The organism is Ruegeria sp., from assembly GCF_028066395.1.
In the GTDB taxonomy this organism is placed as follows: Bacteria; Pseudomonadota; Alphaproteobacteria; order Rhodobacterales; family Rhodobacteraceae; genus Ruegeria.
The window spans coordinates 14,121-23,945 of sequence record NZ_JALCBM010000067.1 but is presented as its reverse complement, the minus strand read 5'-3'; the positions used below and the strand labels follow the sequence as shown (position 1 = coordinate 23,945).

15 protein-coding genes and 1 pseudogene are annotated in these 9,825 nt (G+C 57.9%); 3 read left to right on the top strand and 13 right to left on the bottom strand.

Features of this window, described 5'->3' with window-relative positions; translation table 11 throughout:
• The 8 genes from MPJ51_RS17720 to MPJ51_RS17685 all read right to left on the bottom strand — a co-directional run.
• Positions 1-211, bottom strand: a 211-nt coding sequence (locus tag MPJ51_RS17720) for a hypothetical protein (RefSeq protein ID WP_298389395.1), incomplete at its 3' end; no start/stop codon positions are given.
• Positions 208-1,089 carry a hypothetical protein gene (locus MPJ51_RS17715; protein ID WP_298389393.1) on the bottom strand — a complete coding sequence of 294 codons (882 nt, stop codon included), beginning with the start codon at positions 1,087-1,089 and terminating at the stop codon, positions 208-210. The genes MPJ51_RS17720 and MPJ51_RS17715, both read right to left, overlap by 4 nt.
• Positions 1,089-1,247 carry a hypothetical protein gene (locus tag MPJ51_RS17710; protein WP_298389391.1) on the bottom strand — a complete coding sequence of 53 codons (159 nt, stop codon included), beginning with the start codon at positions 1,245-1,247 and terminating at the stop codon, positions 1,089-1,091. The genes MPJ51_RS17715 and MPJ51_RS17710 overlap by 1 nt, the downstream gene beginning before the upstream one ends.
• The gene (locus MPJ51_RS17705) at positions 1,228-1,866 is read right to left on the bottom strand and encodes an ATP-binding cassette domain-containing protein (protein ID WP_298389389.1); all 639 of its coding nucleotides are present in this window, start codon (positions 1,864-1,866) and stop codon (positions 1,228-1,230) included. Before MPJ51_RS17705 ends, MPJ51_RS17710 begins: the two co-directional genes overlap by 20 nt.
• 19 nt (positions 1,867-1,885) lie before the next feature.
• Positions 1,886-2,350 carry a hypothetical protein gene (locus tag MPJ51_RS17700; RefSeq protein WP_337959820.1) on the bottom strand — a complete coding sequence of 155 codons (465 nt, stop codon included), beginning with the start codon at positions 2,348-2,350 and terminating at the stop codon, positions 1,886-1,888.
• A gap of 11 nt (positions 2,351-2,361) precedes the next feature.
• On the bottom strand, positions 2,362-2,595 hold the full coding sequence (locus MPJ51_RS17695) for an ATP-binding cassette domain-containing protein (protein WP_298389385.1): 234 nt from the start codon (positions 2,593-2,595) through the stop codon (positions 2,362-2,364).
• Between the two features lie 60 nt (positions 2,596-2,655).
• Positions 2,656-2,997, bottom strand: coding sequence for a hypothetical protein (locus MPJ51_RS17690; RefSeq protein WP_298389383.1), 342 nt, complete (start codon positions 2,995-2,997; stop codon positions 2,656-2,658).
• Between the two features lie 91 nt (positions 2,998-3,088).
• Positions 3,089-3,556 carry an ABC transporter substrate-binding protein gene (locus MPJ51_RS17685; protein WP_298389382.1) on the bottom strand — a complete coding sequence of 156 codons (468 nt, stop codon included), beginning with the start codon at positions 3,554-3,556 and terminating at the stop codon, positions 3,089-3,091.
• Positions 3,557-3,641: 85 nt separating this feature from the next.
• Here MPJ51_RS17685 and MPJ51_RS17680 point away from each other — a divergent pair, with 85 nt between their 5' ends.
• The 3 genes from MPJ51_RS17680 (at position 3,642) to MPJ51_RS17665 (ending at position 5,522) form a co-directional block, all read left to right on the top strand.
• The gene (locus MPJ51_RS17680; RefSeq protein ID WP_298389379.1) at positions 3,642-3,866 is read left to right on the top strand and encodes a hypothetical protein; all 225 of its coding nucleotides are present in this window, start codon (positions 3,642-3,644) and stop codon (positions 3,864-3,866) included.
• On the top strand, positions 3,863-4,189 hold the full coding sequence (locus tag MPJ51_RS17675) for an autoinducer binding domain-containing protein (protein WP_298389377.1): 327 nt from the start codon (positions 3,863-3,865) through the stop codon (positions 4,187-4,189). Before MPJ51_RS17680 ends, MPJ51_RS17675 begins: the two co-directional genes overlap by 4 nt.
• A 649-nt stretch (positions 4,190-4,838) precedes the next feature.
• Complete coding sequence (locus MPJ51_RS17665; RefSeq protein WP_298389375.1) at positions 4,839-5,522, top strand: SDR family NAD(P)-dependent oxidoreductase; 684 nt, start codon at positions 4,839-4,841, stop codon at positions 5,520-5,522.
• Positions 5,523-5,626: 104 nt separating this feature from the next.
• On the opposite strand, the gene MPJ51_RS17660 is transcribed toward MPJ51_RS17665, so the two are convergent.
• The 5 genes and pseudogenes from MPJ51_RS17660 to MPJ51_RS17640 all read right to left on the bottom strand — a co-directional run.
• Positions 5,627-6,007: a nuclear transport factor 2 family protein gene (locus MPJ51_RS17660; RefSeq protein WP_298389373.1), complete on the bottom strand. Its 381-nt coding sequence runs from the start codon at positions 6,005-6,007 to the stop codon at positions 5,627-5,629.
• 108 nt (positions 6,008-6,115) lie between these two features.
• On the bottom strand, positions 6,116-7,561 hold the full coding sequence (locus MPJ51_RS17655; protein ID WP_298389371.1) for an amidase: 1,446 nt from the start codon (positions 7,559-7,561) through the stop codon (positions 6,116-6,118).
• A 159-nt stretch (positions 7,562-7,720) separates the two neighbouring features.
• Positions 7,721-8,746: an extracellular solute-binding protein gene (locus tag MPJ51_RS17650; protein ID WP_298389369.1), complete on the bottom strand. Its 1,026-nt coding sequence runs from the start codon at positions 8,744-8,746 to the stop codon at positions 7,721-7,723.
• Positions 8,743-9,585, bottom strand: a complete 843-nt coding sequence (locus tag MPJ51_RS17645) for an ABC transporter permease (RefSeq protein WP_298389368.1) — start codon at positions 9,583-9,585, stop codon at positions 8,743-8,745. Before MPJ51_RS17645 ends, MPJ51_RS17650 begins: the two co-directional genes overlap by 4 nt.
• Positions 9,578-9,825 (bottom strand): annotated as a pseudogene (locus tag MPJ51_RS17640) (ABC transporter permease); the annotation flags it as partial. The pseudogene MPJ51_RS17640 and the gene MPJ51_RS17645, both read right to left, overlap by 8 nt.

Genomic DNA, 9,825 nt, shown 5'->3' with positions numbered 1-9,825 from the left:
ATTCGTCGGGCTTGTTGAAGAACGGCGCATGCTTTCCGCCGGGGATGTCCTGCGGAGCCCCACGCCACAGGTTTCCATAGCGAAGCCGCGCGATGTAATCGTGGTTGAAGAACGGATCATCGCTGCCATTGAGCAGGGCAAACGGCAGTTTCCCCTCGCTCAAAAGCCGCATCTGTCTGGGCCAGTCGATGATCCCCAGCGTGCCAATCATATACAGCCGCGCCCGTCCATCCGTGCGCCGCAGGTTGCGATGAAGAAAGGCTGACTCCGCGGATAGTCGAACGAGATCACCCGGTACATGTCGCGGAATGCCTGGAATTGCTTGTAAAACGCCTCTTTGCAGGCAGAGTTGCCATGCAGAAACAAGAGGGCGGGTTTATCTGCGTCTTCTGTATCCGCGACGGCAATCGTGCCGTATTTCGTTTCGATAAATCGCTCAACCGTGCCAAGACGGTCTTCGCGCGCCTGCGCATCGCGTCTCTGCCAGCGCGCCATCAACGAGGTGCGCAGCGCATCCAAAGCCTCACGCAGCTCCTGCAATGCCGCCCAAAGGCCGCCGGGATAGAAGACGACCACAAGAATGATGGCAACCGCGATGATGATGTTTTGCCAGGCTCCGAAACCGGACAACCATTCGGGCAGAACCGAGATGGCAAAGGCGGCAATGACCGGACCCCAGATGGTGCCCGTGCCGCCGACCAGCAGGATCGACAGCACCAGAACCAGCAGGATGACCTCGCTGGTGGCCAGGTTGATTTGGCCAAGGGTTACTTCGCCTTTACCCAGTGGCGGGATCTGTTTGGACCGTGGCCCCCAGATCAGCAACAACCCGTTTTCCAGAATGGCCGAGGCAGCAAGTGTCATGATCACCGAGGTCAGCAGGATCGCGGGCAGCAGCGGCAGGTTCCAGGCATCCGCGCTGGAAAACTGCCACGCGATATAAGCCCCAAGCACGACAAACGCGCCATGGGCAAAGTTAAAGATACCAAGCGTGGTCCACACCAGCGAAAAGCCGGTTGCCATCAACGCATAGCGCGCGCCCAGGACGAGACCGCCTTGCAGAACCGAAAACAGGGTGGCGGCGTCCATCAGTGATGCTCTTCAAACAATAGGGCCATCAGCCCGTCGTGATCCGGCATCTCGTCGCGGGTCATGCGCCCGGAGATGCGGCCATGATCAAACAGGTACAGCGTGTCGATGATCTGTTCGAGAAAGCCCACATCCTGATCAATCAGGATGATCGGCAACCCCGTCTTGCGCACTTTCAATATCGCATCGCACAGTTCTTGCCGGATTTTCGGGGACAGGCCCAGCGTCGGTTCGTCCAGGATCAGCAAGCGGGGCGCAGATAAAAGGCCCGCGGCGACCGAGACCATCGGCCGTTCCCCACCGGACAAAAAGCGGATCTTGTGCCCCCGGCGCTCTGCGACGCGGGAAAAGGTCGCGCACCTGATCCAGCGCCCAGCCGTCCCGACCGCCCGAGGCTTCGGACGAGATCGACAGGGTCTCATCAACGGTCAGTTCGGGAAACAGCAAGTTGCGTTGCTGCACATGGATCAGCCCGGCGCGTGCGACTTTCTTGGGGTCCATGCGTCGGCGCGTGACCGCATCATAGTTAAAGTTCCGCCATTTACGGCTGCCTCTGTCGCCAGCGCGATTCATGACCACGCCGTGAAACCGGATCGTGCCAGACCAGGGATCGATCAGCCCGCTCAGCATTTTCAGGAAGGTTGTCTTGCCATGGCCGTTGGGGCCAAAAATCCCCGCGCTTTCGCCCTGATGCAGGATCAGATCGATCTCTTGAAAGATCTGCACCGGATCATATCCACCCGGGAGGTTTTCGACCTGAAGCACCGGATCAGACATGCGTACCGGCCAAATAGGCTTAGATCACTCCCGGGTCCTTGATGACCTCGCCGGGCAGGCCTTCGGCAATCACCTTGCCCTGATCCAGCACAAGCAGCGTATCGGAGACCTCCATCAACAGGGACAGGACATGCTCGATCAACACGATCGCGACCCCGTTGCCCCGGATCGCAAGAATGACCTCTTTCATATTGTCGATCTCGGGGCCCGTTAGGCTCGGGGCGGGTTCGTCCATCAACAGGACGCGCGGCTTCAAAGCCAGTGAGGACGCAATCATCAGCAATTTGCGGTAATAGACCGGCAGGTTTCCGGCCAGCATATTGTGCATCGTGGGGGGAAACCCGACCAGATCGAGCATCTTTTCGGCCCGCGAGACTTGCTGGTCGAAGCCCAGCGTGTGCGCCTTGATTTCCACAGCAACCAGCACATTGTCGATGGCACTAAGGGCGACAAAGACATTCTCACGCTGAAATGTACGCCCGATCCCGGCTAATGCTATGGCATGGGGCCGAGCTTTTGCATCTCGCGCCCTTCCAGCATCACCGAACCTGTCGTCGCGCCAAAGGGGATGCGAGTGATGATGTTGAACAGTGTGCTCTTGCCGCTGCCATTGGGACCCGCGATCCCGAAGATCTGCCCGGGGGCCACGTCAAAGGAAACATCATCGACCGCTTGCAGGGCGACAAAGCGCTTGGACATAGCGCGCACCGAAAGAACAGGAGCTGTCATGTCTGGAAAATCCCCATTTGCGCCCGCCAGACCGTTCAGGGTGGCAGGCGCAAGCCTGTATCAGTTACCGGACATCCAGGGCGGCAGACGGAAGTCGCCGTTGGAATAGACCTCGGGGCCGACCATGGTCCGTTCGCCGTCCCAGAGCTGCCAGAACGACACCGGCACATGGCCTTTGCTTTGCAGGGCCACATGGGTTTCGGGGTCAAACTCGACATTGCCCGCAGCCGTTGCCACTTTGGTTTCGCCGATGGCAACGCCGATTGCATCGTGATCCGTCGGATTGCCTACTTTTTCCAGCGCGGTGAAATACATGTTGGCCATCTCGTACAGGCCCACACCATAGGCACCGGACTCGATGTCGAACTTGTCGCGTGCATCAACTCCTGACCGCGCGGCCATTTGGGGGAATCCAGCGGGCCGTTGATCAGGTTGTAGAGAACACCGTTGGATTGCGCGCCCATCAGATCCACGAATTCCGGCACCGACAGTGCTATTGCAGGAACATCAGACTGTCGGTGGGGTCCTCAAGGAATTGTTTGAAGAACAATACCGAGTTGCCGGGGATGTAATCCGTGTTGATCACAAGATCAGGGTTGGCCTGATTGACCTTGGCCAGAATGACCTTCCAGTCGCTGACCTCACCAAAGGGCACCAGTTCATCGACAACGACATCCCAGCCACCGTCGGCAAAGCTGGTTTTCATGCCTTCCGAGATCGTCTTGGAATAGGGGTTGTTCGAACTGATGATCGCGACGGTCTTGTCATCAATGGTGACCGTGCCTGCATCCGCCAGTTCCTCGACCATTGGCAGAACGTCGGTTTCATACCCTTTGAACGATGCGGTGTAGGAGCAGTTATAGGCGTCGGGGTCCTGACTGACGATGGCGGCAAATCCCGGGCTTGGGCCTGCGGCGATGTAAGGCATGTTCTCTTCGGCCATCAGGTCGACTTCGAACATCGAAAGACGCATAGCCGGTCAGGATGACCTCGACCCCGCCAATGCCCAGCAGACGTTCAACCGCGCTGGACACGTTGGCGGCCGAGTGATCTTTGACGTCAGCCACCTCAATTTCGAATACGTAGCCCGCAACGCCACCTTTGGCGTTGGCTTCTTCGACGGCCCATTCCACACCGCGGATGAACTCCTCTCCATCCGAAGCGGTGGCCCCGGTCAGGGGGGCCAGCACACCGATTTTGAAACGCTTTCATCATCTGATCGGGAAGCGTTCGAGCAGGATATTCCCGAATTTCTGAAAAACTGGATTTGACCTATTACAGCTATGTGCGGGTGCGGAATCCGAAGAAGCAACCGGTCTCGGACAGGATCGAGTTTCGGGCGAATTACAAATCCGACTGGGTAAATCGATATTGCGAGCGCCGATATGATCAGATCGACGCGGTTTGTTTTCTTGCCCGACAGGCCCGCTCTCCTTTTGGCTGGAGCAGCAAGCAGTTTCTGTCGGTGTTCTCCAAGCAACAGAGACGGGTCTTTTGGGAGGGCCGCGATTACGGTATCCACTACGGTCTTTCCATCCCTGTTCTGAGCATTGACGCCGGTGCCAGCATCGTGTCCTTCACCGGCCAGAACTAAAGCTCACTGGCCGATGTGATCAGTGAAAACGGCCCAAGGCTGCACGTGGCCGCACATCAGATTTGCGATTTCCTGAAGCCTGGACCGGATATCGAGCCGACCGAGGGTTCACCGCTTACCGTGCGGGAACGTGAGTGTCTGGTCTGGGTCTCACAAGGTCTGACACGCGAAGAGATCGCGGATCGCGTTTTTCTGTCCGTGTCCACGGTCAATTATCATCTGGGCAATGTCGTTTGAAAACTGGATACGCGTAACCGACATCATGCCGCCCTTCTTGCGTTGGCGAAGGGCCTTGTCTAGCCATTTTTAGGCAAGACGGGTGCATGGCATGCTTCAAGGCGAACATGGTGATTTCCCTGCGGGCACCCATACGCGCCGCCGACCATCGAACACACGCCCGGCTTGGAACCCGGCTGCACGATTTTTGTCAAACTCTGGCAGTTCGACATGGAAGATCGCACCCAGTTCCATAAATATATGGCTGATGAACTGGCCTCTGCCGTGAACGGCATCGCAACCGCGACCTTGCACATGGCGGCTGCGATTGCCCGAGGGTGAGGCCCAATACGTCACAGCAGGACCCGAAGACCCAAAGATCTGAAAGAAAACCGGGCATCTGCCCTTTGCCCAACCATCGGAGATATAGCATATGAACACTGCAAATTCCCTGGCGATTGTCGCTGGTGCGGGGGCGGGTCTCGGTCAGTCCCTCCTTTCTCGTTTTCAGGCTGGTGGCATGACTGTTGTTGGCCTCGGTCGGACCCGGCCGGAACATCCGGTCGGTATCTTTCATGAACTTGATCTGTCCGACCCCGAGCGTGTCAACTCAGTGGTGTCTGACCTGATCGCCACCCACGGCCCACCGAAGATCGTTGTCCACAACACTGCCGAATTGATGATCGGCCCTTTCGCTGAAACCACGTTGGATGATTATCAGCGGACATGGACATCAATGGTGCAGTCGCTGGTGGTGCTGGGGCAATGCGTGTTGCAACCCATGGTCCGTGGCGGTGGCGGTGCGCTCATCGTGTCCGGCGCGACCGCGTCACTGCGGGGTGGGCCACGGTTTTCGGCCTTTGCCTCGGCCAAGTTCGCCTTGCGCGGGCTGACGCAATCACTGGCACGAGAGTATCAGCCAGCAGGGGTGCATGTGGCCCATGTCATTTTGGACGGTATCATCGACACGACCCGTTCGCGCGATCGGCATAGTCTCGACCCGTCAAAAATGATGAATCCGGACGAGATCGCCGAGGTCTATTGGCAACTGGCGCACCAACCCCGCTCGACCTGGACACATGAGTTGGACCTACGCCCCGCATCGGAAACTTTCTGAGCCGCGCGGGCCTTGGCGCAGATATGGAATAATCTGCCTGATTTTTGCCGGTACGAAGGGGTATCGCGGTTCCGAGGCTATGTTGAATCGGCATAAAGAGACCTTTAGCTCTCGGCACGTGGATGGAGGTGATAGTGTTTGTTCACGATGATCCACCGCCCCTCGATCTTCAGAAGCGACAGGTAGTCCGTGAACCAGTCGCCAAGCACCTGATTGACCACTTTGGCGATTGCCGCATTTCCGGTGATGTCGATCGACTCGATCCGGGCCACGAATGGGTCACCCTCGGTCAAATCCGCCTCGGCCGCGCAGAATTCAGCGAATTCATCGGGCGTTTCGAAACTCAGTTCCCCCGGGAAAAACCCAATGATCTGAGCCCTCTCATGGAAAGCCCTCTTTAGCCGGGGCGCGTCCCCGTAGATCATGCCACAGAAATAATCCTGAATGGTGGCGGATATGTCTTCTTTTTCCTGAGCGGCTTCCATGATCGCAACTACCTTGGGATGATGTGTTTCTTGTAGGGTGTGGTCCACGCCTTACCTGCCGCCGATGCCCTGTAAGTGCGGCAGGGCGTTGGCGATCCGGGGTTATGTTCAACCGGCACCACCGCCTCCGACCAATGCCGGGCGGTTCGCGTCGCTGAACAGGCTGCCCATGACCTCTTCATAGGCCAGCGCGGCGCGGCATACGTCGGCGTCGCGATAGGTATGGCCGACAATCTGCATTCCCGTCGGCACACCGCTTTGCGCCCGGCCCGAGGGGACGGACATCACAGGGCAACGACAGAGCATGTTGAAGGGGAAGGTCATGATCCAGCCGGTCAGCGGATGCACCTTGTGGCCATTGATCAGCACCTCGTCATCAACCCCGTTGCAATCTGCAGCCACGGAGGGCAAGGCGGTGGTCGGCGTGACCAGCAGCCTGAACTTGCTGAAAATCCGGGCCACTTCCTCATACATCCGGTTGGCGGTTTCGGCGGCTTTGATGAAGTCCTGAACCGTGGTCTCATGCGCGCCTCTCACAAGGTCGCGGGTGTAGGGCATGTAGATGTCGGGGTTTGCGTCGACCTCTTCGGTCATAATGCCCCCCATCAGATGGCGAAGATGGGCCATGGCGCTGTCGAGAATCCCGATCTCCCAGTTCAGGTCAACCTGTTCGACAATGGCCCCGGCCGAGCGCAGAACATCCAGCGCCGCTTCGGTGTTCCGGCGCACGTCCTCGTCAACGTGATAAAAGCCGAGGTTCGGCGAATAGGCGATCTTCCAGCCCTTGATGGATTTCAACTCGGTCGAAATGCGCAGTTTGGGCCGGATTGAAACCATGTCCTCTTTCGCGGGTCCGCACATGACGTTCTGCAGCATGATCATGTCTTTGGCGGTGCGGGCCATCGCGCCATCGACGGCATATTGGTCCAGATTGAAAGGCGAATCCGCAGGATTGCGCCCAAAGGTGGGTTTCAACCCATATAGCCCGCAGATCGAACTGGGAATGCGGATCGACCCGGCGATGTCCGACCCGGTGCAAAGCGCCGATGTCCCCGAGGCCAGCGAGGCCGCCGATCCCCCGGAGGAACCGCCCGGGCTGTACTCAGGGTTCCACGGGTTGCGTGTGACCCCCCAGAGTTTCGAATGGGTCGTCACGGTGCAGGAAAATTCGGGCGTCGCGGTTCTGGCGTGCACGATACCGCCCGCGCGCATGATCTGGGCGTTGACCGCAGATGTCCTGGGCGCGACGAAGTCTTTCATCGCCAATGATCCGTTTGTCGTGATCTTGCCTTTGATGAACCCCTCATCCTTGATCCCGACGGTGAGCCCCTCCAACGGGCGTGTCCGGCGCCCGTTTGCATATTTGTCCTCGGCCTTTTTGGCCGCTGCCAGCGCTTCGTCATAATATTTGAACACCAGCGCATTGAGGTCCGGCTCTACCTGTTCCGCGCGGCGGATCATGGCTTCGACATGTTCTACGGGCGACAGTTTCTTCTGGCGAAACAGCTCAAGTGTCTTGTGGGCCGGAAGGTGGAAGAGGTCTGTATCGGACATGGGAATTTCCTGAAATTGAGATGTCTGGCGCAAAATTCGACTGCCTCGCCAAACCAATGCGGATGCGAGTTGCGGTGGGCCCTGCAACAGATCTGCGATCAGGTCGGTCGCAGGGCCCTTATTATGTTCCTGAGCCGCTGTTTCAGCTCAGCACTACGGTCATTTTTGGAGGTCGGTCCAAATCTGGGTGTAGATTTTCTGAACATCCGGTGGGCAGGTTTCGGCGATATAGCCGACCGCGCGCAGTTCTTCGGGGACGTTCACTTCGGGCGCGGTCGCCATGTCGGCGGGCATGAATTCCTCGGACCCGGTGATGCCGTTTCCATAGCGCGAGAAGGCCGAGATCAACGCGGCATTTTCAGGCTCCATAATGAAGTTCTGAAACGCTTTTGCACCATCGACGTTTTTGGCACCGGACAGAATGGCCAGATTGTCCATCCAGATCGGATAGCCTTCCTTCGGGTAGCCATAGACCACATCGGGGTTTTCCAGACGTGCCCGGAACGACGCACCGTTCCAGTAGACACCCGCCGACACGTCATTCTTGATGAACTGATCAGGCGAGGCATAGTCAATCGACATCCAATACGGTTTTGCGTCCCGCAGGGTTTGCTGCACCTGCTTAAGGATTTCCTTGTCGCCGGTGCATTGTTCGCCGCCGTGATACATTACCGCCAGGCTGATGATATCGATCAGTTCGGGCACGACATTGATCTTGCCCTTAAGCTCCTCGGGGGGGTTAAGGAAAATCTCGGACGTGTTGGGATCGCCATCATAGACCGAGGTATTGACCGTCAAGCCGACAGTTCCCCAATGCCACGGCACCGTGTATTTGCGGTCCGGGTCGAAAGACATTTCGCGCCACTCAGGCGCAACATTGCCGAAATTCGACAGCTCGGTTGGATTTGATTCCATCAGCAGGCCTTCGCCGACCCAGATTGGCACATAGGTACCGCTGATGATCGCCGCATCAAATCCGTGGCTGCCCGCCTTGACCTTGGCAAGGGCGATGTCACTGCTGTCATATTCGGTGACAATGACCTTGATGCCGGTCTCGGCTTCGAATTTCTTGAGCAGCTCGGGATTGGTAATATTGCCCCAGCTGTAAACATGGACTTCCCCGTCCGCGAGTACCGGCGTGGCCAGCCCCAATGCGATAGCGATTGAGCATAGTGTCTTCTTCATTTGTCTTCTCCCTGTTTGATTGTGGATTTGGTTGACAAAAAGTAGAACGCGATGACCAAGACGACCGAGATCGCCAGCAAAGCCGTGGATATTGCATTCAGCTCGGGCGTTGTCGCACGCCTGATCTGACCCAGCATGTATGTGGGCAGCGTGTCCTGACCGGCGGATTTGACGAATTCGGTGGTAACGACATTATCCAGCGAAATCACAAAGGCCAGCATCGACCCCGCAAGAATTCCGGGCCACAGCAGCGGCAGGGTGACGTATCGGAAAACCCGCCCCGGCGTGCCGTAGAGATCCGCTCCGGCCTGCTCAAGGCTCAGGTCCATCCCCTGCAACCTTGCGCGAATGGGCATATAGGCAAACGGAATACAAAAGGCCGAATGCGCGATGATCAGGTACCAAAGACCGGTGTAACCGATGGCCGCCTTGATCATGGCAAAGAACAGCAGGACTGCGACGGCAGTCACCACTTCGGGGATCATCAGCGGCTGGTTGATCATGGCCACCACCAGCGCATCGCCCTTGAACGGACCCGCACGGGTTGTCGCCAAAGCCGCCATGACCGCCGCCGCTGTCGACACGGCCGAGGCACAGGCGGCAATGATCAGCGACCGGAAGGTCGCCGCCTGAACCGCCTCGTTTTCCCAGGCGACCGCGTACCATTTCAGCGAGAACCCCTGCCAGACCGAAAGGCTGTTGCCCGCGTTAAAGGAATAGATCACCAGCAGAATGATCGGCAGGTAAAGCAGTATGAAGCACCCGATTGCCACAGAGGAAAAGCCAGGCTGCCGACGCACATCGAAGACGATGCGGTGTTTTTTGTTTGTATCAGCCATTCGACACCCCCTCGCGGCCAACCGTGCGGACATAGACCAGCAGGGTGATCATGACGATGGCCAGCAGGGCGATCGACATAGCCGATCCCAGAGGCCAGTTGCGGGCCTGCCCGAATTGCAGCTCGATCAGGTTCCCCATCATCAATTGCTTGCCGCCACCCAGAAGACGGGGCGTCACATAAGCTCCAAGGGACGGGATGAACACCAGAATGGACCCGGCAATGATCCCCGGCTTGACCA

Coding starts and splice junctions, on each gene's coding strand:
- MPJ51_RS17715 (WP_298389393.1), bottom strand. CDS start 1,089: ATGGACGCCGCCACCCTGTTTTCGGTTCTGCAAGGCGGTCTCGTCCTG.
- MPJ51_RS17705 (WP_298389389.1), bottom strand. CDS start 1,866: ATGTCTGATCCGGTGCTTCAGGTCGAAAACCTCCCGGGTGGATATGAT.
- MPJ51_RS17695 (WP_298389385.1), bottom strand. CDS start 2,595: ATGACAGCTCCTGTTCTTTCGGTGCGCGCTATGTCCAAGCGCTTTGTC.
- MPJ51_RS17690 (WP_298389383.1), bottom strand. CDS start 2,997: ATGGCCGCGCGGTCAGGAGTTGATGCACGCGACAAGTTCGACATCGAG.
- MPJ51_RS17685 (WP_298389382.1), bottom strand. CDS start 3,556: ATGTTCGAAGTCGACCTGATGGCCGAAGAGAACATGCCTTACATCGCC.
- MPJ51_RS17665 (WP_298389375.1), top strand. CDS start 4,839: ATGAACACTGCAAATTCCCTGGCGATTGTCGCTGGTGCGGGGGCGGGT.
- MPJ51_RS17660 (WP_298389373.1), bottom strand. CDS start 6,007: ATGGAAGCCGCTCAGGAAAAAGAAGACATATCCGCCACCATTCAGGAT.
- MPJ51_RS17655 (WP_298389371.1), bottom strand. CDS start 7,561: ATGTCCGATACAGACCTCTTCCACCTTCCGGCCCACAAGACACTTGAG.
- MPJ51_RS17650 (WP_298389369.1), bottom strand. CDS start 8,746: ATGAAGAAGACACTATGCTCAATCGCTATCGCATTGGGGCTGGCCACG.
- MPJ51_RS17645 (WP_298389368.1), bottom strand. CDS start 9,585: ATGGCTGATACAAACAAAAAACACCGCATCGTCTTCGATGTGCGTCGG.